Genomic DNA, 24,712 nt, shown 5'->3' with positions numbered 1-24,712 from the left:
GGCTACAACTTGCGCAACCGGACTCGGTTGATCGAATGATCGCGATCCTTGCGCAGGACGAGTGTCGACCGCGGCCGGGTCGGCAGGATGTTCTCGATCAGGTTGGGCCGGTTGATCGACATCCAGATGTCGTGGGCGGCAACGGTGGCCTGTTCGTCGGTCAGCGATGAGTAGTGGTGAAAATGTGAATCGGGATCGGCGAAGGATGTTGTTCGCATCTGCAGGAACCGCGAGATGTACCAGTGCTCGATGTCGGCCGTCTTCGCATCGACGTAGATCGAGAAGTCGAAGAGGTCCGAGACCATCAGCGTCGGGCCGGTCTGCAGCACGTTGAGCCCCTCGAGGATGAGGATGTCCGGTTGGCGAACATAGTGCTTCACGTCGGGAACGATGTCGTAGGCGATGTGGGAATAGACCGGCGCGGTGACCTCGCGGGCACCCGACTTGACCTCCGTGACGAACCGGAGCAGGGAGCGACGGTCGTAGGACTCAGGGAATCCCTTGCGGTGCATGATCCCCCGGCGCTCCAGTTCCGCGGTCGGCAGGAGGAAGCCATCCGTGGTCACCAGGTCGACCTTGGGATGCGACTCCCAGCGGGCGAGCAGGGCGGCGAGGACGCGGGCCGTCGTCGATTTCCCGACGGCGACGCTGCCGGCGATCCCGATGACGAACGGCACCTGGCGGTTGGTCTGGCGCTCACCGAGGAATGTCGACGTCGCCGCGAAGAGTCGCTGCCGTGCGGCGATCTGCAGATGGATCAGACGGGAGAGCGGGAGGTAGACATCCGCGACCTCGTCGAGGTCGACCTGCTCACCGAGTCCCACGAGTTGCTGGAGCTCGTTGTCGTTGAGGACCAGTGGCATCGATTCGCGCAGTTCACGCCACTGTCGACGGTCGAGCTCCAGGTACAGACTGGGATCGCGCCCGGTCGTGTCGCGTGCCATGGTCCTACAGCTTAGGGCGCACTGTTTCGGCCCGGTCGGTAGCCTCCGTTCATGGCCCAGTCATCTGCCGCTCGTTCCGCCGCGTCACCCGCACCGGTGACCGAGTATCTGCGTCTCGGACTCGCCTTCGACCGCCTCGAGGAAGGTTTCGTCGACGCGTACACCGGGAACCCCGCGCTGCGGGCCGACGTGGCGAACGGCCCGGCCCCTGAGCCGTCGACGCTCGCGGACCGCGCGCGTGGTCTGCGTCGCGAACTGCCCGGTGATCTGCCATCCGACCGGGCCGACTTCATCGGGGCACACCTGTCGGCGCTCGAATGCTCGGCACGAAAGTTCGCAGGCGAGGAGATCGGTTTCGTCGACGAGGTCCGTGCGTACTTCGATGTCGACATCACGATGGGCGATCCGCAGACCTACCGCGAGGCGCACGCCGCGATGGCGGTCGAACTCGGTGTGCCCGACGCATCGGGCGGTGCGCTCGCTGACGCGTATGCGGCACACCGGCGCTCCGACGAGATCCCGGCCGATCGCGTCGATGATTGCGTGCGGGCCTTCAGCGGGGCACTGCGTGAGCGTGTGCGGTCGGCGTTCGGACTCCCGGACAGCGAGCTGGTCGAGTTCGACGTGGTCACCGACAAACCATGGTCGGGTTTCAACTACTACCTCGGCGATTACCACTCCCGCGTCGCGATCAATGTCGATCTCACGCAGTACATGTCGTCGCTGCCGCACCTGATCGCGCACGAGGCATACCCGGGTCACCACACCGAGCACTGCCGGAAGGAGGAACTCCTGGTCGGCGGTGGACAGGAGGAGCAGAGCATCTTCCTGGTGAACACACCGCAGTGCCTGATGGCCGAGGGGCTCGCCGACCATGCGCTCGTCGCCGCGATCGGACCGGACTGGGGACTGTGGGCGCAGGAGATCTACGCGGATCTGGGCCTGCGTTTCGACGGTGAGCGAGCCCAGCGAATGTCGCGCGCGTCGAGCGGTCTGCTCGGAGTGCGTCAGGATGCGGCACTGCTCCTGCACGACCGGCACGCTGACCAGAACGAGGTGGCGGACTTCCTGCAGCGATGGCTCCTCGCGCCACCCGCGAGGGCCCGTCAGATGTTGCGATTCCTCACCTCGCCGCTGTGGCGGGCCTACATCTCCACCTACGTCGAGGGCTACCGGTTGCTGGGTACGTGGCTCGATGCGGTACCCGATCACGACCGCCTCGTCCGGTTCGGCCGGCTACTCGACGAACCGCTCACCCCGTCGCAGCTGAGAGCCGAACTCGGAGCCTGAGCGTGGGGCCCATAGACTTGTCGACCATGAGCCTGAATTCGATGTCCCTGGCCGAACTCGACCCGGACGTTGCCGCTGCGATGAACGGCGAGCTGAGCCGCCAGCGCGACACGCTCGAGATGATCGCCTCGGAGAACTTCGTTCCGCGCGCGGTCCTGCAGGCGCAGGGGAGTGTGCTCACCAACAAGTACGCGGAGGGATACCCGGGCCGCCGCTATTACGGCGGGTGCGAGTACGTCGACGTCGTCGAGGACATCGCGCGCGATCGTGCCAAGGAACTGTTCGGTGCCGACTTCGCGAACGTTCAGCCGCACTCGGGCGCACAGGCGAACGCCGCGGTGCTGATGGCCCTGATGAACCCCGGTGAGAAGCTGCTGGGACTCGATCTCGCCCACGGCGGTCACCTGACCCACGGGATGCGGTTGAACTTCTCCGGCAAGCTCTACGAGAACCATTTCTACGGGGTCAGCAAAGAGGACTTCCGGATCGACATGGACGAGGTGCGCAAGATCGCGCTGGACGTCCGGCCGAAGGTGATCTGCGCGGGTTGGTCCGCCTACCCGCGGACCCTCGACTTCGAGGCGTTCCGGTCGATCGCCGACGAGGTGGGCGCTTACCTGTGGACCGACATGGCCCACTTCGCGGGACTGGTCGCGGCGGGCCTGCACCCGTCGCCGGTTCCGCACTCCGACGTCGTGTCGTCGACCATCCACAAGACCCTCGGCGGTCCGCGGTCGGGGTTGATCCTGGCGAAGCAGGACTGGGCGAAGAAGCTCAACTCGGCGGTGTTCCCCGGACAGCAGGGCGGACCGCTGATGCACGCGATCGCGGGCAAGGCCGTCGCTCTGAAGATCGCCGGGACCGAGGAGTTCGCCGAGCGTCAGCGCCGCACGCTCTCGGGTGCGAAGCTGCTGGCCGAACGTCTCACCGGCTCCGATGTCGAGAAGGCGGGCGTGTCCGTCCTGACCGGTGGCACCGACGTCCATCTCGTCCTGGTGGACCTGCGCAACAGTCAACTCGACGGTCAGCAGGCCGAGGATCTGCTGCATCGGATCGGAATCACGGTGAACCGCAACGCGGTGCCGTTCGATCCGCGTCCGCCGATGGTCACCTCGGGCCTGCGCATCGGTACGCCCGCGCTCGCGACCCGAGGCTTCGGTGACGAACAGTTCACCGAGGTCGCGGACATCATCGGCACTGCGCTCGCGGCCGGCCAGGATGCTGACGTGTCGTCGCTGCGTGGCCGCGTCTCACATCTCGCACTCGACTTCCCGCTCTACGACGGGCTCGAAGAGTGGGGTCTGATGAGCCGGGTCTGACCCCGGAGCGCAGGACGGGATTGGCCTACCGCACCGGGTGTGCCTATCCTGTCTGACGATGAACGCATTGACCGAGGACGAGCTGATCATCGCGCTGGAGAAGGCGCTTCCCGAGATCGCCGAGGACCACCAGGCGGCGGCCAACCCGTGGAACCCGCATGACTGGGTGCCGTGGGAGTCGGGCCGCAACTTCGCCTTTCTCGGCGGCGACGACTGGGATCCGTCGCAGGCATCCCTGTCCGACGAGGCGCGGGCCGCTGTGCTGGCACTGCTCCTCACCAAGGACAACCTGCCGTCGTACCATCGCGTTCTCGCGATCCACTTCCCGGCGTTCTCCGACTGGCGTCAGCTGGTCGGCGTGTGGACCGCCGAGGACAACCGGCATGCCATCGTGCTGCGTGACTATCTGGTGGTCACCCGTGCGATCGATCCGGTGGACGCCGAGGAACGGCGTCGCATCCATGTGACCGCCGGCTATCGGCAGCACACCGAGGATGTCACCAGCATCGGCCCGCTGGACGTGCTCGCGCTGATGGCGGTCCACGAGAACCAGTGTGTCGCGTTCGTCGAAAAGCTTTCCGTCGCGACGACCGACGACTCCTTCAAACAGATCCTCGCAAAGATCGCCGGAGACGACGCCCTGCAGGCCAAGACGTTCGCGGCATTCCTGAACGCCGGGCTCGTCGCGGATCAGGAAGCCACCGTCCGAGCACTGGATCGCGCACTGACGGACATCGAGCCACTCGGCTCCGACGTCGTCGACTTCGATGACGAGCGTGCCCTGATCGCCGGTTACGAGGACGACACCACACGCGCCGCGATCGCCGCGACTCTGGTCGACCAGCTCAAGCTGGACAACCTCCACGAGCTCACCGACGATGCCGAGGCCGCACGTCAGCGCATTCTGGCGATGGCCGGCGCCGCGGGCTGAACGGTCCCGCGCCGCTCTGTCCGGTTGCCTGCAGGTGCATCACCGGGCAATTCCCGTTAACGCATAATTCACGCCGACACACCCCTTTCGGACGCGCCGAGAGGGGTGTGTCGGCGTACGTTGACCAGTGACGGGCCGCGGGGAAGCGGTTCGTCCGGGAGGTTCGATTCGTGGTGTGTACCAGCAACGCGAGGGGGCCGGCCCCGGTCCTCGTCCACCTCGGCTGACCAGCCGAGACGGGCAAGAACCAGCCGGTCGTCGCAACCGGTTTGTGCGGGCGCCGCACAAACGTAGGAGCCCTACGTGACCACTCGGACCTACGTCCTCGACACCTCCGTGCTGCTGTCCGATCCCTGGGCGGTCTTGCGCTTCGCCGAACACCACGTGGTCCTGCCGCTGGTGGTCATCGGTGAGCTCGAGGGCAAACGCCACCATCACGAACTCGGTTGGTTCGCGCGGGAATCGTTGCGGATGCTCGACGACCTCCGTCTCGAGCACGGCCGTCTCGACCTTCCGCTACCCATCGGAGACGAGGGCGGCACGCTTCAGGTGGAGCTCAACCACACCGACCCTGCGGTGTTGCCCGCCGGCTTCCGTACCGAGACCAACGATTCCCGAATCCTCGCCTGCGCGCTGAATCTGCGGGCGGAAGGCAAGGACGTGACCCTGGTGTCCAAGGACACCCCGCTGCGGGTCAAGGCGGGTGCCGTGGGCCTCGCGGCCGACGAATATCACGCCCAGGACGTCGTGGTCTCCGGCTGGTCGGGGATGACGGAACTCGACGTGGACACCACCGTCGTCGACACCCTGTACTCGGAGGGTGTGGTGGATATCGACGAGGCGCGAGAACTGCCGTGCCACACCGGTATTCGTATCCTCGGCAACGGGTCGAGCGCGCTCGGCCGGGTGAACGCGGACAAACGGGTGCAGCTGGTGCGCGGCGATCGGGAGGCCTTCGGTCTGCACGGTCGGTCCGCAGAACAGCGCGTCGCGCTCGATCTCCTGCTCGACGACAGTGTCGGCATCATCTCATTGGGCGGCAAGGCGGGCACCGGTAAGTCGGCGCTGGCATTGTGCGCAGGTCTCGAAGCGGTGCTGGAGCGCCGCACGCAGCGCAAGGTCGTCGTATTCCGGCCGCTGTATGCGGTTGGCGGACAACAGCTCGGCTATCTTCCGGGCAGTGAGTCGGAGAAGATGGGCCCCTGGGCGCAGGCAGTCTTCGACACGTTGGAGGGACTCGCGTCGCCCGAGGTGATCGAGGAGGTGCTCAGTCGGGGCATGCTCGAGGTCCTGCCTCTCACGCACATTCGTGGGCGGTCGTTGCACGATTCGTTCGTGATCGTCGACGAGGCGCAGTCACTCGAGCGCAACGTACTGCTGACCGTGCTGTCCCGGCTGGGCGCAGGCTCGCGCGTGGTGCTCACGCACGACGTCGCGCAGCGCGACAACCTGCGAGTCGGCCGCCATGACGGTGTCGCGGCGGTCATCGAGAAGTTGAAGGGCCATCCACTGTTCGCACACGTGACGCTGACCCGTAGCGAGCGTTCGCCGATAGCGGCGCTGGTGACCGAGATGTTGGAGGAGTTCGCGCCCGGGGCCGACTGACCCCCCGGCAGGCCATCGATCGCAACATCCACCCCATCTGGGCTGATCATCTCCGCTTCGGCGGAGGTGTCGCGCAGGTGGGGTGGATCGTTGTGAGCTCGGCGATCGGTCTCTGCGGTGTCCGATGCGACGGCGACGGTGACCATCGCCCCGGCGCTGCCGCACCGGTCACCTACCGGTGCGGCAGCGATGCTCAGGATGATCCGAGCGGGATGCCTGCGGCGATCAGTTCCGCGAGCGTCGCCCACAGGGCGGTGATGGTGTCGAATGAGCCCATGGTGCATTCCCCTTTCGTGGCAAGGTCGGGGGCATACGTCCCCGACCTGCGTCGAACCTACCTGTCGGCACCGTGATCTGCTGAGTGGGTGGCCGGCGCCGTCGTCCCCGGGGGCCTTGTCGTAGTGATTCGATCTATATTGCACCGTGATCATCACGTGACTCATGCACACTTGCGCACTGGCACACTGATGTGGTGCTGAAGTTACTGATGAGGCGAATGAGGTTATTGGGACTACTGGCGATTGCGGTGCTCGCCGCCGTCGCCGGAGGTGCCGGCCCAGCCCTGGCCGCTCCGGGCACAACGACCCCGTCGACTCAGATGACCCCGACGTCGCCGTCGACGCCACCGAAGTCGTCCGCACCGGCCTCGCCGGTGATCCCGGAGACGGGCATCCCGTTGCTCGACACCCTGCTGAACAGTCTTGCCGGAAACCTCGGCGGTAGCAGTTCAGAGGCCGACACGCGTCAGATGATCGTCGTGACTGCTCCCAAGGCCAACGACGCCAGCGCCACACTGACGGGTTTCGAGCGGGGTACCGACGGGTCCTGGAAACCCGTCATCGGTCCGACGAAGGCATTTCTCGGCTCACTCGGTATGGGGGAGCCCAAGGACAACGTCCCTCGCACCCCGGAGGGCACCTTCGGTCTCGATCAGGCCTTCGGACGTCTGGCGAACCCCGGTACCAAGATGCCGTACAAGAAGGTCGACCGCCAGGACTGGTGGGACTCGAACATGAAGTCGCCCACGTACAACACGATGGTCCGGCAGGCGAAGAGCCCCGGTGGGGACAGCGAGAATCTCTACGATTCCGGGCCGGTCTACGACTACGCGGTCAACATCGCGCACAATCCGCAGCGCACACCCGGTAAGGCATCGGCGATGTTCCTGCACGTCACCAACAATCAGCCGACACAGGGATGCGTGGCGATCGACAAGGAGCTCATGCGCAAGGTCTTGGTGTGGCTCGACCCGGCGAAGCATCCCAAGATCTCCATCGGCGTCAATCAGAGTGGGCCCCCGTCGAGTTCGACCGCACCGCAATCGAGCGCACCCAACTCGACCACACCCAATTCGACGAGACCCAACTCGACCACACCGAACGCCGATTCGCCGGCGATGCCCGGTGCCGATGAGCTGACCCAGCTGCTCGGTCAGTTGACCAGCCTGGTGCCGTCCCTGTTCGGGACAACCTCCGGTAGTTAGTTCTTCACTCCTGAGGTCGGGGACCGGTGGTGATTCATCACTCCGGTCCCCGCTTCAGTTCGAAACAGGCGGCGCGCAGATTGTCGAAGTCGTCGCGCGGTGCGGTCACCATGTCGATCTGGCGGCGGGCCTGCACGACGACCGGCGTCGCCGGGTCCAGCACCGACAGGTACTTCGCGTGGGCGGCAAGGGAGTTCACCGCCACTTCGATCTGATCGGTGACGTCGACGGCATGGGTCGCGCTCGGGCCGTTCTCGAAGAGCCGCCGGGGACGGGTGATCGGGTCGAGGGCATCGTAGGCCTGGATGACGGCGGCGGCGAACTCCATGTGATCAGACTGATTGGGTTGTCCCGGAGCCCATTCCGGGCCGCCGTAGAGGGAGAGGATCAGGTCGGGCGTCACCCGCGTGATCGTCTTCTGGATCTGGGTACGCAGTTCCGGGGTGTTGCGGATCGCACTGTCGGGAAATCCCCAGAACTCCACCTCGTCGACACCCACGACCGCTGCGGACGCCCGCTGCTCGGCCTCCCGGGCCGGGCCTGCCTCGGCTGGATCCATCCCCTCGATGCCCGCCTCCCCGCTGGACGCGAGCGCGTAGACGATGTGCCGGCCCTCTGCGGTCCAACGCGCGACCGCGGGCGCCATCCCGTACTCCGGGTCGTCGGGGTGTGCGACAAGGACGAGCGCGGTCTGCCAGTCGACCGGGAACGGGCGCAGCTGAGTCGTCATGTTGACGAAGCTACGCGCGGATACGACGTGTTGGTGGCGTGTCGGGGTATGTGACCGTTCCGCCGAGCGGGTACAGAATTCCGTCGAGCGTGCACACCGATCCGTCGAGCGTGCGCGGCCGACCAAGTGCGCGCACGGTCGGCGAAGATCTGTGCACGATCGACGGATTTCTGTACCCGCTCGGCGCTTGGGAGGTGTGCCGGATCGGGGTGGTGGCTCAGCGCTCGCGGTCGAGGTTCGCCATCTTGAGCACGTCGAGGCGCTTGTCGAGTTCGGCCTCGGACAGCTTTTCACCGATGAGCCCTCGATCGATCACCGTCTGGCGAATCGTCTTGCCCTCCTTGAGCGCCTGCTTGGCAACCGCGGCGGCCTCCTCGTAGCCGATCGCACTGTTCAGCGGGGTCACGATGGACGGCGAACTCTCGGCGAGGGTGCGCAGCCGCTCCTCGTCGGCGTCCAGGCCGACGATGCAGCGGTCCGCGAACAGGCGGGACACGTTGGCCAGCAGCTTCAGCGACTCGAGCACGTTGCGCGCCATCATCGGGATGTAGACGTTCAGCTCGAACGCGCCGTTGCCGCCCCCCCAGGTGACCGCGGCGTCGTTGCCGATGACCTGCGCCGCGACCTGCGTGACGGCCTCCGGCAGAACCGGATTGACCTTGCCCGGCATGATCGATGATCCGGGCTGCAGGTCGGGCAGGTGGATCTCGCCGAGGCCGGTCAGCGGTCCCGATCCCATCCAGCGGATGTCGTTGGCGATCTTGGTGAGTGAGACCGCGATGGTCTTCAGCTGACCGGACAGTTCGACGAGTCCGTCCCGTGCGGCCTGCGCCTCGAAGTTGTCCTTCGCCAGTGAGAGCGCCTCGACATCGGTCAGCGAACGGAGCTCCGCGACGACCTTGGTGCCGAAACCGTCGGGAGCGTTCAGGCCGGTGCCGACCGCGGTCCCGCCGATGGGCAGTTCGCCGACGCGGGGGAGCGTGGCGGTGACGCGCTCGATGCCGGCCTCGATCTGGCGTGCGTAGCCGTTGAACTCCTGGCCCAGGGTCACCGGGACGGCGTCCATCAGGTGGGTGCGGCCGCTCTTCACCACGTCGCGCCACTGGGTCGCCTTGTCCAACAGGGCGAGTCGCAGGTGGTCGAGCGCAGGGACGAGATCGGTGACCGCGGCCTCGGTGGCGGCCACGTGAGTCGCGGTGGGGAAGGTGTCATTCGACGACTGCGACATGTTGACGTGGTCGTTGGGGTGGATCTCGACGCCGTTGGCCTTGGCGATGGAGGCGATGACCTCATTGGCGTTCATGTTGGAACTGGTACCCGAGCCGGTCTGGAAGACGTCGATCGGGAACTGATCGTCGTGCTGTCCGTCGGCGATCTCCTTGGCCGCGGCGACGATCGCGTCGGCCTTCTCGGCGTCGAGCAGGCCGAGGTCCTTGTTGACCTGCGCGCAGGCCGCCTTGAGCAGACCCATCGCCCGGATCTGGGTCCGTTCGAGCGGGCGGTGACTGATCGGGAAGTTCTCCACGGCCCGCTGCGTCTGGGCGCGCCAGAGTGCGTCGATGGGGACCTGGACCTCGCCCATGGTGTCGTGCTCGATGCGGTACTGCTGTTCGGTCATGTGAAGACAACCATCCTCGTGTGCTCTCGGGAAAGGGTGGGCTGCAGAGACTTTCGCAAGTCCTACGCGTAGATCTCGGTCAGAGATCGAGGCGGGCGTACTCGCGCAACTTGGACGGCTGGTGGACCGACTCGATACGGCGGATAGTGCCCGACTTGGAGCGCATCACCAGCGAGCGCGTGGTGGCGCCGTTGGGGCGGTAGGTGACGCCGCGGAGCATGTCCCCGTTGGTCACCCCCGTCGCGCAGAAGAAGGAGTTCTCGCCACGGACCAGGATGTCGTTGGTCAGGACGCGGTCCAGGTCGTGGCCCGCGTCGATCGCCTTCTGACGTTCCTCGTCGTTGCGCGGCCAGAGTTTGCCCTGGATCTCGCCGCCCATGCATTTCATCGCGACGGCGGTGATGATGCCCTCGGGGGTACCGCCGACGCCCATCAGCATGTCCACGGTGGAGTAGTCGTCGGCCGCGGCCACCGCACCGGCGACGTCGCCGTCGGAGATGAGACGGATCTTGGCGCCTGCCTGGCGGATCTCACCGATCAGGTCGGCATGACGCGGACGGTCGAGGACGATGACGGTGAGGTCCGCGACATCGATGCCCTTGGCCTTGGCGACCGAGTTGATGTTCCAGCTGACGGACTCATTGATGTTGATGGCGCCCTTGGCCTCCGGGCCGACGGCGATCTTGTCCATGTAGAAGACCGCGGACGGGTCGTACATGGTGCCGCGCTCACTGACCGCGATGACCGCGATGGAGTTCGGGCGGCCCTCGGCCATCAACGTGGTCCCGTCGATGGGATCGACTGCCACGTCGCAGTCCGGGCCGTCGCCGTCACCGACCTCTTCGCCGTTGTAGAGCATCGGCGCCTCGTCCTTCTCGCCCTCGCCGATCACCACGACGCCACGCATCGACACGGTCGACAGGAGTTCGCGCATCGCGTCGACCGCAGCTCCGTCGCCACTGTTCTTGTCACCACGACCGACCCATCGGCCGGCCGCGAGGGCCGCCGCCTCGGTGACTCGGACCAACTCCATGGCCAGGTTGCGATCGGGGGCCTGTGGGGACGGGGACATGTCGGACTCCTCGGCGTGGCAGCGATGACAATGCGGCAGGTGGCTCTCATCCTTGCATGTCACACCGAGCGTTTGGTCAGCCGGGTCAGAGCGGATCGAGCAGTCGGCGCAGAAATTGCCGCGTCCGGTCCTGAGCCGGCTCATCGATGACCTGCTCGGCGGTTCCGCGCTCGCGCACCACGCCGTCGTCGACGAAGATGACCTGATCGGCGACCTGCCGGGCGAACCGGATCTCGTGGGTGACCACCACCATCGTCCACCCCCGCGCCGCGAGATCCTTGAGGACCGTCAGCACATCACCGACGAGTTCGGGATCGAGCGCAGACGTCGGTTCGTCGAAGAGCATGACCTTGGGTTGCAGTGCGAGCGCCCTGACGATGCCGACGCGCTGTTGCTGGCCTCCCGACAGTTGGTCGGGGTGATCATCTCGTTTGTCGGTCAGGCCGACGTCGGCGAGGAGCCGTTCCGCATCGGCCACCGCATCGGCGCGCGGACGCTTCTGAACGATGACCGGACCCTCGATGACGTTCTCCAGCACCGTCTTGTGCGGGAAGAGATTGTGGTTCTGGAAGACCATCGCGCTCTGCCGGCGATATCGGGCGATGTCGGCCTTGCCGTACGTGCCGCCGAAGTCGATGGTGACGTCCGCAACGCGGATGATCCCGGAATCGGGCCGGTCGAGCGCGTTGAGGGACCGCAGGATGGTGGTCTTGCCGGAGCCGGACGGGCCCAGGATCACGGTCACACTCCCGGCCGGGACCGAGAAGTCGACATCCTTGAGTACCTCGTTGTCGCCGAAGGATTTCCGGAGGCCGTCGACGTCGATCAGGGTGCCGTCGCCGGTTGTCGGGGACGGGACGATGGGGTTGTCGGTCATGTCGTCACGAACCTTCCCAGATGATTCTCGAGCCGGCCCTGGAGACCGGACAACACGACGCAGACGATCCAGTAGTAGACCGCCGCCGTGGTGTAGAGGGCGAAGAACTCGAAGGTGGGCGCGGCCGCGATCTGGGCGACCCGGAGCAGTTCGGTCACCAGGATGGTCGAGGCCAGCGAGGTGTCCTTCACGAGCGAGATCAACGTGTTCGACAGACCCGGCACGGCGTTGCGGGCGGCCTGGGGCAACACAATGCGGCGCAGCGTGGTCGCGTAGTCCATACCGATGGTCTGGGCCGCCTCGGTCTGTCCCTTCGGTACGGACAGGATCGCGCTGCGGATGATCTCGGCGGCATAGCCGCCGACGTTCAGCGAGAACGCGACCACCGCGGCCGGGAACGGTGGCACGCTCACCCCGAGTTCCGGCAGGGCATAGAAGATGATGAACAACTGGACGAGCAGTGGCGTTCCGCGGATCACGGAGATGTACGCGCGCGCGATCCACGAGACCGCGTTCTTCGTGGAGAGCCTGGCCAGCGCCACCGCCAGCGCGATGACCAGGCCGATCACGAAGCTGATCGCGGCCAGCGGGATGGTCATGGTGATGGTGGCCCGAGCCATCGGCCACAGATTGTCGGTGATCAGCTGCCAGGTGCTGCGGGACGCGGCCTCCTTGCCCGCGGATGCGGCCGCCGGGGCGCCACTCGCGTCGGCCTTCAGGTACTTCTGCGAGATCCGGCTGAGGGTTCCATCGGCTTTGAGTTCGTCCAGAGCCTTGTTGATGTCGCCGACGATCCGGCTGTCCTTGCGTGCGGCGAAAGCCTGCTCGCTGGTGTCGCCGGTCTTCGCGGAGATCTTGACGCTGGTGTCGCCGGTCTCGGCCAGATACGCGTAAACCGCGATGCTGTCGTTCACCGTGGCCTGCACGCGGCCCTGGTTCAGCAGCTTGATCGCCTGCGTGAATCCCTCGACGGACTCGACCCGGGCCCCCGCGTCCCGGGCGACCTGGGCCCAGTTGCTGGTGGAGGACTGGGCGGTGACCTTGCCGCTCAGGTCGGCGAGCGACCGGATGGAGGAGTCGTCGGCGCGGGTGACGATCACCCCTTCGCCGACCGAATAGGGTTCGGACAGATCGTATTTCGCCTGGCGCTCCGGTGTGATCGTCACCTGGTTGGCGACCACGTCGAATCGGTCGGCGCCCAACGCCGCGAAGATCGAGTCCCAAGGTGTCTCGACGAACTCTGCGCGTACGCCGAGTTTCTCGGCGACTGCGTTCGCGACGTCGACGTCGTAACCGGAGAGCCGGCCGGTCGTCGGATCGTGGTAGCTGAACGGCGAGTATGTGCCCTCGGTGCCCACTCGCAGGACTCCGGAGTCGCGGATGCCCTCGATGCCCGTCGACGAATTGCCCCCACAGCCGGATACCGCGACGACGAGCAGCATCACGAGGCACAGGGCGGGCACCGAGCGTCTGAGGCGTCCCATGGGACCACTCAACAGGCTCGCGCGCCCGTTGAACAGGGTCTGCGCCCCTCCCGGTGGGATGGGCGCCGTCGGGTCACGCGATGGACCTTGGGATACTCGTTCCATGGCCGCCAAACCCCGCATCCTGCACAGCAGCAAGGACATGATCTGGTCGTTGATCCCGCTGCTGATCATCTGCGCGATCGTCGCGATTGCGTCGGGCAATTGCTCGGTCGGGCTCTCGGGTCAGGCGTCCGACGACAAGACGCCCGCTTTCGACATGTCGGCCGCCCTGCAGGCAGATGCCCGCGATCTCCCCTTCCCGATCCGTGAGCCGGCCACGCCGGACGGCTGGAAGCCGAACTCTGGATCGACCCAGGCGGTGGGCGGAACCCGGGTGAGCAACGTCGGATGGATCTCCGACGTGGGGGCGTACGTGCAGCTCAGCCAGACCGACGCCACAGAGGAGGACCTGGTCGTCCACCTCGGTGGCGGGGAAGCGCTGGGGACAGGTACCCGGCAGGTCGGCGGCCGAGAATGGGTCACGTACTCGACATCGGACGAGAAGAAGTTCTGGATCACCGATCTCGGGGACGTCCGGATCGCCGTCCTGTCCCGGGGCCCCGAGGACGACATGGCCGAGATCGCCACCGCCGTGCTCGCACAGCAACCACTACCGAGCGGGGCCTGACCTCGACGTCGTACCCGGTCGGCCGCAGCCGGTCGGTAGGTCAGTCGTCGTCGTCATCGCCCTCGGCCAGGGCGGACTCGATCCGGTCCCGGGCGCCGGCCAGGTGTTCCTCGCAACGTGCGGCCAGTGCCTCCCCGCGCTCCCAGAGCGCGAGTGAGGCGTCGAGATCCAGGCCCCCGTGTTCGAGGGTGGCCACCACATCGACGAGTTCGTCGCGAGCCTCTTCGTAACCGAGTTCCTCGACCGGGGTCCAGTCCTCTTCCTCGAGTTCCGGATTCTCTTGGTCCGCATCCCCGTTCACGCTTTGTCTCCTTCGGTCACGCTTGCCGTTGCGGCACCGTCGGCCACCCGAATGCGCAGCCGGGCACCACTGGGCAGGTCGGCGACGGCGCTCACCACATGGGCCGGATCGACGTCGGTACGTTGCACCACGGCATATCCGCGGGCGAGTGTCTGTGCGGGGCCCAGTGTGCCCAACCGGGCCGACAGATGTTCGCGGCGACGGTCCTCGGCATCGACGTGTCGCCGGACATCGCGGCGGATGTCGCGCCGCATCCGGTCGATCTGCTCGGCGTGGGCGTCGATCATGGTGAAAGGCCGGGCCAGCACCGGTCGGGCACGGAGCCCGTCGACGACATGCGCCTCCCGCCGCACCCAATTGCGCAGGGCATGTGCGCTGCGCCGCCGCATCTCCGCGACACCGGCCAGCTCCGCCGCGACATCCGGTACGACGCGCTTGGCGGCATCTGTCGGGGTCGCTGCGCGCAGGTCGGCGACCAGGTCCAGCAACGGGGCATCGGGTTCGTGGCCGATCGCGCTGATCACCGGGGTGCGGCAGGCGGACACCGCTCGCAGCAGGGCCTCATCGGAGAAGGGGAGGAGGTCTTCGACGCTTCCACCCCCTCGGGCGATGATGATGACCTCGACGTCGGGATCGGCGTCGAGATCGGCGAGATGGCCGAGGATCCGCGGCACCGCGGTTGGCCCCTGGACCGGCGCATCGCGCACCTCGAAACGCACCGCGGGCCAGCGATTGCCCGCCACCGCCACGACGTCCCGCTGGGCGGCGCTGGACCGGCCGCTGATCAGGCCGACCGCCCTGGGCAAGAATGGGAGGGGCCGCTTGAGGCGACTGTCGAACAGGCCCTCCGCGGCCAGCAGCTGTCGCAGGCGTTCGATCCTGAGCAGGAGTTCGCCCACGCCGACCGGCCGGATGTCGGTGACCCGGAGCGACACGGTGCCGCGACCGGTGAAGTACGTCGGCCGACCGAGTACCACCACGTGACTTCCCTCGGTGAGCGGAACCTCGGTCCGCATGAGCAGATCCGGGCTGCAGGTCACCGAGATCGAGATGTCGGCGGCCGGGTCGCGCAGGGTGAGAAAGGCGACCCGGGTGCCGGGCCGGCGGTTGATCTGCGTCACCTGACCCTCGACCCAGATCTGCCCCAGCCGGTGAATCCAGTCGGCGATCTTGGTGTTGACGGTCCGTACCGGCCATGGGTGTTCGGCGGAGTTCGACGACTGCGCACCCGATGTCGCCTGGTCTGAGGTCACGTGGTCTGTTGCCGCTTGCTGTTCTGCGAGGCGATGCGATTGTCGATCATGGTGACGAACGGTGCGCGCGCCCTGGTCGCCTTCTCGTATGCCGCGAGCTGCTCGAGTTCGTCGATCCCGACGGTGCGCAGTTTGGCGCGCAGCTGGGCGAGGGTCAGGTTGTCGTATTCGATGTACTCGACGATCTCGGGGACCGGGCCGTCGAACGTCGGTGCGGTCTTGGTCGCGTTGTTCTTGTCACCGTCCGCGTTCACAACTCCCTCGGGGGGAGCGCTGTAGAGAGCGAATCGACCGGCCGCGGGGTCGGCGCCGGGCGCGTCATCGGAGGCCGTGCGTCGGTCAGGGGTCGAGCCCTGCTCGGTGCCCGCCGACTTCGACGCGGAGTTCGTGGCCGCAGACGTCTTCGCCGCGGCCTTCTTCGCCGCAGGCCTCTTGGCCGGCGACTTCTTCGCGGGCGACTTCTCGGCCGATGCCGGGTGGGCGGGTGGGTCCGCGGCGTCGGACGCCCCGAGGCCGGTTGATGTGTTTTCGGACACAGGAGTGACCGGGGCGCCGTCGCTCTCCCGGCTCTCGATGGGGGTCCGGGCGGCCTCGGCGTCGATGGCGTCGTCATCGTCGTCGAACCGCGCCCACTCGGGCTGGTCGGAGGGCTTCTCGAACAGCGTCTCGAGCGCGAGGTCGCCCTTGATGGCGAGCTCGGCGATGTTCTGCTGTACCCGCATTCCTGCCTGCAACGTCTGGCTGACCGCTGTCATCGGCAGGGTGATCACGAGAGCGGGCAGCTTTCGGGTCTCCTCGATCGCGGTGACGACGAGACCGGCGGCGATGCGGGCCGGATACGGTGCGCGAACCATGACCACACTCTGCCATCCGACGGGGTACTGATCCACCCCAGGACATGCCGGGCCGATCCTGCGCCGGGCGCAGACGGGCGGCGACAGCCCGTAGGCTGGACGGCATGGTTGATCGCAAGCGTGTCCTGTTGGCCGAACCACGCGGCTACTGCGCCGGGGTGGATCGTGCCGTCGAGACCGTGGAGCGCGCTCTCGACAAGCACGGTGCCCCCGTGTTCGTCCGCAAGGAGATCGTGCACAACCGCCATGTCGTCGAGACATTGACCGACCGCGGGGCAGTGTTCGTCGGCGAGACCGATGAGGTGCCCGAAGGTGCGATCGTCGTGTTCTCGGCGCATGGCGTGTCGCCGGAGGTTCATCGGACCGCAGCCGAGCGCAGCCTGAAGACGATCGATGCCACCTGCCCCCTGGTCACCAAGGTGCACCAGGAGGCCAAACGGTTCGCCCGCGACGACTACGACATCCTCCTCATCGGCCACGAGGGTCACGAAGAGGTAGAGGGCACCGCGGGCGAGGCCCCCGAGCACATCCAGCTCGTGGACGGTCCGGATCACGTCGACGACGTCGAGGTGCGCGACGAATCGAAGGTCATCTGGTTGTCGCAGACGACGCTCTCGGTGGACGAGACGATGGAGACCGTCAAACGGCTGCGCGAGAAGTTCCCGCTGCTCGAGGACCCGCCGAGCGACGACATCTGTTACGCCACGCAGAATCGACAGGTCGCGGTGAAGGCGATGGCGCCGAAATGCGATCTCGTGATCGTGGTCGGTTCGCAGAACTCGTCGAACTCCCAGCGCCTGGTGGAGGTGGCTCTGCAGAACGGGGCGGCCGCGTCGTACCTCGTCGACTATGCGCGCGACATCGACGTCTCCTGGTTGGCGGGCGTGACGACTGTCGGTGTCACCTCTGGTGCGTCCGTGCCCGAGGTCCTCGTACGCGGCGTCCTCGATCTCCTCGCCGAGCACGGATACGACTCGGTGGACACCGTCAACACCGCGAACGAGACGCTGACCTTCGCGTTGCCGCGCGAACTGCGACCCGCGCGCACGGCGAAGTGAGCCGAACGCGGACGTGATCGTCCAGTACTCGCCTAGTACTCGTCTGGGTCGAGGCGCCGCACCCGCCGATGCGGCAGCGCCACCGCCAGCACCACCGCGATCACCGCAGCACAGAGCCCGGCACCGATGAGCGCGACGTTGCGGGCGGTGTGATCGACGGGAGTCTGCGGGCTCGGCACGGCAATCGCCCTCGCTTCGGTCGGATTCGGCAGGCCGTCCGGGATCTCGCTGGTCAGGGCCGCCACCGGATCGATGACCCCATATCCGATCTCGGTGTCGCGCCCAGTGCCGGGGGCGTGGGCGGTCCGCGTGATGCGCGCCATGACCTCGGCCGGACGAAGTCGGGGGAACCGGGCCCGCACCAGCGCGACCGCACCCGCCACGTACGGGGTCGCGAAACTCGTGCCCGCGATCGGGATCGGCCCGTCCTGTCCCTGCTGCGCATCGACGAGTCTCGACGATCCGCGGGTGCTGTCGAGGCTGACGATGTCGGTGCCCGGTGCCGCCACGCTCACCCAAGGACCGTGCAGGCTGAATCCGCTCGGCGCGCCGGTACCGGCATCGACCGAGCCGACGGCCAGCACATACGGCGAGAACCAGGCGGGACTGGCGATGGTGGACACCGATCCCCAGCCGTCGGTGTCGCCGCCTGCCGGTGCCGGGTTCTGGTGCTGACATCCGGAGTTCTGCGACAAGTTGCCGGCCGCGACGACCACGACGACGTTGCGGTCATATGCGTACTTGACCGCGACGCCGAGTGACCTGTCGTTGAGCCGGGATCCGGCGGAAGCACACGCGACCTCGGAGATGTTGATGACGGTGGCTCCGAGGTCGACGGCCCGCACCACCGCGTTGGCAAGCGTGCGGACGGACCCGTACCCGGAACCGACGGTGGGGTCCGAGTCGTCGGACCTGCGGTCCTTTGCGGAGTACGCACCGCTCGACTGCCGGATCGAGATCAGTGAGGCGTCGGGCGCGACGCCGGCGAACGCATCAGTGCGGCTCGGCGCGGCGGCGATGATGCCCGCTACCAGCGTGCCGTGCGCGTCGCAGTCGACCAGCCCGTTGCCCGACGACACGTAGTCGCCGCCCGCCTGCACGTGACCCAGACGCGGGTGCGGGGTGATCCCGGTGTCGATGACGGCGACCTTCTGCCCGCGGCCCCGGCTGAACCGCCACGCCTCCGGGAGATTCATCATCGATTGCGCGGCAGTGGGTTTGGAATTGTCGTGACGGCCAGTCGCCAACGGTCTCGCGCAGAGAGTGCGTTGTTCGGTCGCCTCGGGCGGCGCCGTCGGCGCGGAACGCACCAGGGCTCCGGGATCGATCTTCGGGGGAGTCATCGCAGCGGCAGGGCCGCCCCCGAACACGGCGATCACCGTGAGAGTCGCGATCAGCGCCGCACCTGCGTGGAGTCGGCGGGCCGGATGGTGCCGGCACCGGGATCGGGCCGAACGACCCAGCCGACGCACGTCAGATCTCCCGGACGATCCGGTACAGGTCGAGAATCCACAGCAGGAGAGGCACGATGACCGCGACGAGCAGGTACTCGATGATCTCGGCGGTGCGCCGCATGACCGGTGAGAACTCCTGGTTCGGCGCGACCACACCCAGGACGAAAGCGGCGACCACCATCAGCAATGCCACCGCGAACGCGATGATCGGCCAATTGCCCGCCCCGAATGCGAGGCCTGTGACCAGGGCGATCAGGGCGAGCGACCCGCACGCGATCAGGAAAGCGGCCTGCGCCAGATCGCTGTGCGACCTGCCGCGCAGGCACAGCACCAGCGCGATGATCGCGGCGTAGGCCGCCGACTTGGGCTCGAACCCCGAGAGCGGTGCCGCCGCGAGGACTGCCGACACGCCGGTGACGAGCGCGGTCCCGGCGACGATGCCGGTCAGATACGCGTTGGCCACAAAGGACCGGCGCTCGAGGGCGTCCGCTTTCGGCAATGCCATTGCTCCGATCGCACCGATCCCGTCGATCGCAGGCTTCGGCTCGATGTCCTCGGCGTCTATCGCCGCTCCCGCGGTGGGGACCGGGGGGAGCGGCAGTTTCGCCAGCATGATGGTGGCGCGCGGTGCCAGAGCGATCACGAGGAGGCCGACGGCGGCCAGTACCGCCGCAGTGTCCGGCACCGTCGTGTCAATCAAGACTTCTGCGCCACAACCGAATCCGACGAGGAGGGCAGCGGTGGTGATCGCGCTGTGCACGGCCGGCCCGACCGCGGTGAGCCGGTAGGAGAGAACGGCGGCGACGAGGGTAACCGCGCAGCCCAGTGTCAGGTGCGCGGACCCGAACCGTCCCGGGGTGAGGAGCATGCCGGTGACGAAGACGAGCGGCATGGCCGATGAGACGAGGACGGCGGAGCTCGCCTCGTCGCGGTAATGACGCGCGACGATCGTGCCCGCGGTCAGCAGTCCGACGGCGGCGAGGCCGCTCAGCCCGGCGATCCACAGGGCGCCGCTGGTCCAGCGGTGGGCGCCCAGCGCGACGGCCGCGGCGATGGCGGCCGCGACGGCGACGACGTAACCGACGTATCGGGCGGACCGCGGCGACCAACTCGCGAAGTGAGATTCATTCAAACGAGCGACGGCGTCGACGACATCGTCGAACAACGCCGGCGAGTCGCCCGTGCGGGTGGAGCGGAGAACCAGCAGGTCGCCGTCGCGTATCCCGGACTCCGACAGCGACCGGTTCGGGGCGATCTGTTCCTGGCCGACCAGGCCCAGAGTCCAGCGGTTCTGACGGTCATACGGCCGCCCGTCCGCACTGTCCGGATCGTCGGTGTCGCGGCGCGTCGGGTTGCGCGAGTCGACCTGGGCAACCAGGTCGGGAATCAGCGCAGCAATGGGCAACGCTGCAGGTAGAGCCACGTCCAACTGCGTGTTCCCGCCCAGCACCGACACCCTGACCAATTCGGGCTCGATACCTGCGCCGGTGTGCGCACCACCTCGTGCGCCGCCGGCCGGCCCCATCGCCGGCGAGGGTGTCGTCATCCCTCGCGAATCCAGAGTCGACATCTGGTGGATCCTCCCCGCCGTGTTCGCGGTTAACATAGCGAACTGCGTCAATTGTGTAGCAGCGCGGCCCCCGCGGACGAACTCGGGGTCGCGGAGTCGGTCGGGGGGAGATCGAGTGGTGGCAACAACGGAGGGGTTCGTCCGGCGTCCCCGGATCACGCCTCCCCGTACACCGGGTGGGGAACTGAACATCGCGCCGCCGCCCGACGTGCCGCGGGTGGTCCCGGGCAACATGCTCACCAAGATGCTTCCCGTGGTCATGGTGGTCGCGGTCGTCGGCATGGTCGCGATGATGTTCGCGACCGGTGGCCGCAACATCCTGTCCAACCCGCTGTTCATGATGTTCCCGTTGATGATGCTGATGTCGATGTTCGGCATGTTCGCCGCGGGCGGGCGGGGCGGCGGCAAACGTGCCGCCGAACTGAACGAGGAACGCAAGGACTACTTCCGTTACCTCGGTCAGACACGCGGCCAGGTCCTCGAGACCGTGGAAGCTCAGCGCGCGGCACTCACCTGGAGTCATCCCGACCCGGTCGCCCTGCTCGACATCGTGGGCGGCCGCCGGATGTGGGAGCGGCGACCGACCGACAGCGATTTCGCCCATGTCCGGGTGGGGGTGGGCTCACAGCGGCTCGCCACGCGCCTGATGCCCCCGGAGACCGGGCCGCTCGAGGACATCGAGCCCGTGTCGATGGTCGCCCTGCGTCGTTTCGTCCGGACCCACTCCGTGGTGCACCGGCTCCCGACGGCGATCTCACTGCGCGGTTTTCCGGCGGTGAACATCGAAGGTGCCCGACAGGAGACCCGAGATCTCGTGCGCGCCATGGTGGTCGAACTGTGTGCGTTCCACGGCCCCGACCATCTGCAGGTCGCGGTCATCACCGGAGACCCCGCGGGCGAGGCCTGGGATTGGGCGAAATGGCTTCCGCACGTCGGTCACCCGACGCTGCGTGACGGTATCGGTGCCATGCGGATGATCTACCCGACTCTGGCCGACTTCGAGAACTCGATGGCGGCCGATCTGCTCGAACGGGGTCGCTTCAGTCGTTCGGCCCCGCCGACGCCCGGGCGGACGCATCTCGTCGTGGTGCTCGACGACGGCCATGTCGCGGGCGACGAACGGCTGATCAACGACGCCGGCATGGAGGGCGTGACGGTCCTCGACCTGACGGCCCCGCCGGACGGGCTCGCCGCCCGTCGCGGCCTGCAGTTGGTGGTCCGCAACCGCAAGGTCGCTGCTCGCAGCGCCTTCGGTGTCGAGGAGTTCGCCGACATGGACTCGCTCACGATCCCCGAGGCCGAGACGCTGGCGCGGCGGATGGCGCGGTACCGCCTGGCCACAGCCGCGGCGCTGGCGAACCTGGAGTCCGAGGCGACCTCGAGCGATCCAGGTCTGCCCGCTCTGCTCGGCATCACCGATGCGGCCCGGTTCGACCCGGCGGTGTACTGGCGCGGACGTACCGGACGGGATCGCCTCCGGGTGCCGATCGGTTACACCCCGAGCGGCACCCCCGTCGACCTCGACATCAAGGAGAGTGCGCACGGCGGGATGGGTCCGCACGGGCTGTGTATCGGCGCCACCGGATCGGGCAAGTCCGAGTTCCTGCGCACCCTCGTGCTGGCCATGCTCGCCACTCATTCGCCGACCGAGCTCAATCTCGTGCTGGTGGACTTCAAGGGTGGTGCGACCTTCCTGGGGCTGGAGTCGGCACCCCACGTCGCGGCGATCATCACGAACCTCGAGCAGGAACTCTCGATGGTCGACCGGATGAAGGATGCGCTGTCCGGCGAGATGAATCGCCGGCAGGAACTGTTGCGGGCGGCGGGCAACTTCGCCAACGTGAGTGACTACGAGCGGGCCCGCGCATCGGGCGTTCGGCTCGAGCCATTGCCCGCCTTGTTCATCGTCGTGGACGAATTCTCCGAATTGCTTGCGCAGAAGCCGGATTTCGCCGAACTGTTCGTCGCCATCGGACGGCTCGGGCGATCGTTGCAGATCCATCTGCTCCTGGCGTCGCAGCGGCTCGAAGAGGGCAAGCTTCGCGGCCTCGACAGTCATCTGTCCTACCGGATCGGGCTGAAGACCTTCTCCGCCAACGAATCCCGCTCGGTTCTCGGCGTCCCTGACGCCTACCACCTGCCCAGCGTCCCGGGCTCGGCCTACCTGAAATGCGATTCGGCCGAGCCGGTTCGCTTCAATACGTCGTATGTGTCCGGTCCCTATTTCTCGCCGATGGCGCCTGACGGTGTGATCGACGAAGGTCCGGCGTACACCGGACCGCGCGGCCGGATGAAGGTCTTCACCGCCTTGCCGGTGCCGCTGGACACGGGCGCGGCGAGTTCTTCGGTGCTGGACCAGGCGCAGGCGCTCCTGGACGAAGAACCGCCACCGGACACCGACATCCCGGTCTACGACGATCCGGCCGCGGCGTCGGTGCCCACCCTGCTGGACACCCTCGTGACGCGGATGGCCGGGCACGGGCCTGCCGCACACGAGGTCTGGCTGCCGCCGCTCGATCAGTCGCCGACCGTCGACGGGCTGGTCGGGCGTCGGGACTGGTCGATACCCGCAGATGTCGGCGATCTGCGCATCGCGGTCGGTGAGGTCGATCGACCCTACGATCAGCGACGCGACGTCCACATCCTCGATCTGTCCGGTGCGGCAGGCAATGTCGCGGTCGTCGGTGGCCCGCAATCCGGTAAGTCGACCGCCCTGCGCACCATGATCATGTCGGCCGCGGCCACCCACACCCCCGAACAGGTGCAGTTCTACTGCCTGGACTTCGGGGGCGGCAGTCTCGCGAGCATCGTCGGCCTCCCGCACGTCGGTTCGGTCGCCTCGCGGGGTGACATGGACGCGGTGCGACGCACAGTTGCCGAGGTGAGTGCGATCGTGCGCAGCCGCGAACTGCTGTTCGCCCGGCTCGGGATCGAATCCATGCGCGACTACCGCGCGCGGCGTCGGGAGTGGTTCGCCGGCGGCGGAATAGATCCCGCCGATCCGCTGGCTTCGGACCGGCACGGCGACGTCTTCCTGGTGCTCGACGGCGTCGGTGTGCTCCGCAACGAACTCGACTTCCTCGAGGAGCCGATCAACGCGATCGTCGCGCAGGGTCTCTCATACGGCGTGCATGTCATCGTGACTGCCTCGCGATGGGCCGAGGTGCGGCCCGCGGTCAAGGACCTGATGGGCAGTCGGATCGAGTTGAAGCTCGGCGATGCGATGGATTCGGAGATGGGGCGCCGCGCTGCCGCGCTGGTCCCGCACGGCCGGCCCGGTCGGGGCCTGACCCCCGAAGAGCTGCACATGCTCATCGCGCTACCACGCCTGGACGGTGTCAGCGCGGCCGAATCCCTCCCGGCCGGGGTGCAGTTCGCGATCGACCGGCTTGCCGGCGGTTACGGCGGCCGGGCGGCGATGGCCGTCCGCAAGCTCGGCGTGGAGATCGCTCAGCGCGAGGTCGACGACCTGGTGGTGGCGAAGGGTATTGCGTTGGGCGCCAACCAGGTCGCGGTCGGTGTCGGCGAACTCGAACTCGCGCCGGTGGTTCTCGATTTCGGCACACAGCCCCATTTCATGGTGTTCGCGGATGTGGAGCACGGCAAGACCACGTTGTTGCGCAACATCGTGCACGGCCTGGTGCGCGACTCGACTCCCGACCAGGTCAAGGTCGTGTTCATCGACTACCGGCGCACGATGCTCGGCATCATCGACGGTGATCACCTGGGCGGCTACGCCAGTTCGGCGAACAAGGCGATCCCGATGATGCAGCAGTTGGCGCAGATCCTCACCGACCGGCTGCCGCCCGAAGACGTGACCCCGCAGCAGCTGCGCGACCGTTCCTACTACACCGGCCCGGACGTCTACCTGGTCATCGACGACTACGACCTGGTCGCGACGGCTTCGGGTAACCCGCTGTTGCCGCTGGTCGACCTCGCGGCCCAGGCCCGCGACATCGGCTTCCACATCGTCCTGGCCCGGCGCTCGGGCGGCCTCGGGCGGGCGATGTTCGACCCGTTGATCGGACGACTCAAGGACCTCTCCTGCGACATGCTCCTGATGAGCGGCGACCGCGACGAGGGGTACATCACCGGTCGCGTTCGCATGCAGCAACTGATCCCGGGGCGCGGTGAGTTGGTGTCGCGGACGCGGCCGCAGGAGATGATCCAGGTCGGCTACGTCGAGCCCGAGGCCTGAT

General features: G+C 67.2%; 19 protein-coding genes. 8 read left to right on the top strand and 11 right to left on the bottom strand.

Going from position 1 to position 24,712, the window contains the following annotated elements:
• Positions 1-2 precede the first annotated feature (2 nt).
• Positions 3-944 carry a type I pantothenate kinase gene (coaA, locus tag ACLQ3I_RS12510; protein WP_425788317.1) on the bottom strand — a complete coding sequence of 314 codons (942 nt, stop codon included), beginning with the start codon at positions 942-944 and terminating at the stop codon, positions 3-5.
• A gap of 51 nt (positions 945-995) precedes the next feature.
• Here coaA and ACLQ3I_RS12505 point away from each other — a divergent pair, with 51 nt between their 5' ends.
• The 5 genes from ACLQ3I_RS12505 to ACLQ3I_RS12485 all read left to right on the top strand — a co-directional run bounded on the left by ACLQ3I_RS12505 (position 996) and on the right by ACLQ3I_RS12485 (position 7,572).
• On the top strand, positions 996-2,234 hold the full coding sequence (locus ACLQ3I_RS12505) for a DUF885 domain-containing protein (RefSeq protein ID WP_425802219.1): 1,239 nt from the start codon (positions 996-998) through the stop codon (positions 2,232-2,234).
• A gap of 41 nt (positions 2,235-2,275) precedes the next feature.
• Positions 2,276-3,553 (top strand): serine hydroxymethyltransferase, encoded by a 1,278-nt coding sequence (gene glyA, locus ACLQ3I_RS12500; protein WP_425802810.1) that lies wholly within the window; start codon positions 2,276-2,278, stop codon positions 3,551-3,553.
• Positions 3,554-3,611: 58 nt separating this feature from the next.
• Positions 3,612-4,484, top strand: coding sequence for an acyl-ACP desaturase (locus ACLQ3I_RS12495; RefSeq protein ID WP_425788313.1), 873 nt, complete (start codon positions 3,612-3,614; stop codon positions 4,482-4,484).
• Between the two features lie 303 nt (positions 4,485-4,787).
• Complete coding sequence (locus ACLQ3I_RS12490) at positions 4,788-6,089, top strand: PhoH family protein (protein WP_425788311.1); 1,302 nt, start codon at positions 4,788-4,790, stop codon at positions 6,087-6,089.
• 496 nt (positions 6,090-6,585) lie between these two features.
• On the top strand, positions 6,586-7,572 hold the full coding sequence (locus tag ACLQ3I_RS12485; RefSeq protein WP_425802217.1) for a L,D-transpeptidase family protein: 987 nt from the start codon (positions 6,586-6,588) through the stop codon (positions 7,570-7,572).
• Positions 7,573-7,609: 37 nt separating this feature from the next.
• Here ACLQ3I_RS12485 and ACLQ3I_RS12480 read toward each other — a convergent pair whose 3' ends face one another.
• The 5 genes from ACLQ3I_RS12480 to ACLQ3I_RS12460 form a co-directional block, all read right to left on the bottom strand.
• Positions 7,610-8,302 carry a PIG-L deacetylase family protein gene (locus tag ACLQ3I_RS12480; RefSeq protein ID WP_425802215.1) on the bottom strand — a complete coding sequence of 231 codons (693 nt, stop codon included), beginning with the start codon at positions 8,300-8,302 and terminating at the stop codon, positions 7,610-7,612.
• A 217-nt stretch (positions 8,303-8,519) separates the two neighbouring features.
• Positions 8,520-9,920 (bottom strand): class II fumarate hydratase, encoded by a 1,401-nt coding sequence (locus ACLQ3I_RS12475; RefSeq protein ID WP_425788305.1) that lies wholly within the window; start codon positions 9,918-9,920, stop codon positions 8,520-8,522.
• Between the two features lie 79 nt (positions 9,921-9,999).
• Positions 10,000-10,992 (bottom strand): class II fructose-bisphosphatase, encoded by a 993-nt coding sequence (gene glpX, locus ACLQ3I_RS12470; protein ID WP_164307001.1) that lies wholly within the window; start codon positions 10,990-10,992, stop codon positions 10,000-10,002.
• An 85-nt stretch (positions 10,993-11,077) separates the two neighbouring features.
• Positions 11,078-11,869 (bottom strand): amino acid ABC transporter ATP-binding protein, encoded by a 792-nt coding sequence (locus ACLQ3I_RS12465; protein ID WP_425788303.1) that lies wholly within the window; start codon positions 11,867-11,869, stop codon positions 11,078-11,080.
• Positions 11,866-13,353: an ABC transporter permease subunit gene (locus ACLQ3I_RS12460; RefSeq protein ID WP_425788301.1), complete on the bottom strand. Its 1,488-nt coding sequence runs from the start codon at positions 13,351-13,353 to the stop codon at positions 11,866-11,868. The genes ACLQ3I_RS12465 and ACLQ3I_RS12460 overlap by 4 nt, the downstream gene beginning before the upstream one ends.
• Before the next feature lie 103 nt (positions 13,354-13,456).
• Here ACLQ3I_RS12460 and ACLQ3I_RS12455 point away from each other — a divergent pair, with 103 nt between their 5' ends.
• Positions 13,457-14,023 carry a DUF4245 domain-containing protein gene (locus ACLQ3I_RS12455; RefSeq protein ID WP_425788299.1) on the top strand — a complete coding sequence of 189 codons (567 nt, stop codon included), beginning with the start codon at positions 13,457-13,459 and terminating at the stop codon, positions 14,021-14,023.
• 40 nt (positions 14,024-14,063) lie between these two features.
• On the opposite strand, the gene ACLQ3I_RS12450 is transcribed toward ACLQ3I_RS12455, so the two are convergent.
• The 3 genes from ACLQ3I_RS12450 to ACLQ3I_RS12440 are packed head-to-tail and all read right to left on the bottom strand — an operon-like array spanning position 14,064 to position 16,431.
• A complete protein-coding gene (locus ACLQ3I_RS12450; protein ID WP_425788297.1) occupies positions 14,064-14,324 on the bottom strand; it encodes an exodeoxyribonuclease VII small subunit in 261 nt (86 codons plus the stop codon).
• A complete protein-coding gene (gene xseA, locus ACLQ3I_RS12445) occupies positions 14,321-15,577 on the bottom strand; it encodes an exodeoxyribonuclease VII large subunit (RefSeq protein WP_425788296.1) in 1,257 nt (418 codons plus the stop codon). Before xseA ends, ACLQ3I_RS12450 begins: the two co-directional genes overlap by 4 nt.
• Complete coding sequence (locus ACLQ3I_RS12440) at positions 15,574-16,431, bottom strand: lipid droplet-associated protein (RefSeq protein WP_425802213.1); 858 nt, start codon at positions 16,429-16,431, stop codon at positions 15,574-15,576. Before ACLQ3I_RS12440 ends, xseA begins: the two co-directional genes overlap by 4 nt.
• Before the next feature lie 104 nt (positions 16,432-16,535).
• Between ACLQ3I_RS12440 and ACLQ3I_RS12435 the strand changes: the two genes are divergently transcribed.
• Complete coding sequence (locus tag ACLQ3I_RS12435; RefSeq protein WP_425788292.1) at positions 16,536-17,489, top strand: 4-hydroxy-3-methylbut-2-enyl diphosphate reductase; 954 nt, start codon at positions 16,536-16,538, stop codon at positions 17,487-17,489.
• Positions 17,490-17,521: 32 nt separating this feature from the next.
• Here the strand turns inward: ACLQ3I_RS12435 and mycP are convergent, their stop codons facing one another.
• Together mycP and eccD are read right to left on the bottom strand one after the other, a co-directional pair.
• Positions 17,522-18,832 carry a type VII secretion-associated serine protease mycosin gene (mycP, locus tag ACLQ3I_RS12430; RefSeq protein ID WP_425802807.1) on the bottom strand — a complete coding sequence of 437 codons (1,311 nt, stop codon included), beginning with the start codon at positions 18,830-18,832 and terminating at the stop codon, positions 17,522-17,524.
• A 130-nt stretch (positions 18,833-18,962) separates the two neighbouring features.
• Positions 18,963-20,513, bottom strand: a complete 1,551-nt coding sequence (gene eccD, locus ACLQ3I_RS12425) for a type VII secretion integral membrane protein EccD (RefSeq protein ID WP_425802210.1) — start codon at positions 20,511-20,513, stop codon at positions 18,963-18,965.
• A gap of 115 nt (positions 20,514-20,628) precedes the next feature.
• Here eccD and eccCa point away from each other — a divergent pair, with 115 nt between their 5' ends.
• Positions 20,629-24,711, top strand: a complete 4,083-nt coding sequence (gene eccCa / locus ACLQ3I_RS12420; protein WP_425788288.1) for a type VII secretion protein EccCa — start codon at positions 20,629-20,631, stop codon at positions 24,709-24,711.
• The last annotated feature ends 1 nt before the right edge of the window (position 24,712 follow it).

The sequence above is a fragment of the Gordonia sp. DT101 genome (assembly GCF_049844895.1).
In the GTDB taxonomy this organism is placed as follows: domain Bacteria; phylum Actinomycetota; class Actinomycetes; order Mycobacteriales; family Mycobacteriaceae; genus Gordonia.
Note: the sequence above shows the minus strand (reverse complement) of the source record. Positions and strands in the feature narration are given on the sequence as shown.

Coding starts and splice junctions, on each gene's coding strand:
- coaA (WP_425788317.1), bottom strand. CDS start 944: ATGGCACGCGACACGACCGGGCGCGATCCCAGTCTGTACCTGGAGCTC.
- ACLQ3I_RS12505 (WP_425802219.1), top strand. CDS start 996: ATGGCCCAGTCATCTGCCGCTCGTTCCGCCGCGTCACCCGCACCGGTG.
- glyA (WP_425802810.1), top strand. CDS start 2,276: ATGTCCCTGGCCGAACTCGACCCGGACGTTGCCGCTGCGATGAACGGC.
- ACLQ3I_RS12495 (WP_425788313.1), top strand. CDS start 3,612: ATGAACGCATTGACCGAGGACGAGCTGATCATCGCGCTGGAGAAGGCG.
- ACLQ3I_RS12485 (WP_425802217.1), top strand. CDS start 6,586: ATGAGGTTATTGGGACTACTGGCGATTGCGGTGCTCGCCGCCGTCGCC.
- ACLQ3I_RS12480 (WP_425802215.1), bottom strand. CDS start 8,302: ATGACGACTCAGCTGCGCCCGTTCCCGGTCGACTGGCAGACCGCGCTC.
- ACLQ3I_RS12475 (WP_425788305.1), bottom strand. CDS start 9,920: ATGACCGAACAGCAGTACCGCATCGAGCACGACACCATGGGCGAGGTC.
- glpX (WP_164307001.1), bottom strand. CDS start 10,992: ATGTCCCCGTCCCCACAGGCCCCCGATCGCAACCTGGCCATGGAGTTG.
- ACLQ3I_RS12465 (WP_425788303.1), bottom strand. CDS start 11,869: ATGACCGACAACCCCATCGTCCCGTCCCCGACAACCGGCGACGGCACC.
- ACLQ3I_RS12460 (WP_425788301.1), bottom strand. CDS start 13,353: ATGGGACGCCTCAGACGCTCGGTGCCCGCCCTGTGCCTCGTGATGCTG.
- ACLQ3I_RS12455 (WP_425788299.1), top strand. CDS start 13,457: ATGGCCGCCAAACCCCGCATCCTGCACAGCAGCAAGGACATGATCTGG.
- ACLQ3I_RS12440 (WP_425802213.1), bottom strand. CDS start 16,431: ATGGTTCGCGCACCGTATCCGGCCCGCATCGCCGCCGGTCTCGTCGTC.
- ACLQ3I_RS12435 (WP_425788292.1), top strand. CDS start 16,536: ATGGTTGATCGCAAGCGTGTCCTGTTGGCCGAACCACGCGGCTACTGC.
- mycP (WP_425802807.1), bottom strand. CDS start 18,832: ATGACTCCCCCGAAGATCGATCCCGGAGCCCTGGTGCGTTCCGCGCCG.
- eccD (WP_425802210.1), bottom strand. CDS start 20,513: ATGTCGACTCTGGATTCGCGAGGGATGACGACACCCTCGCCGGCGATG.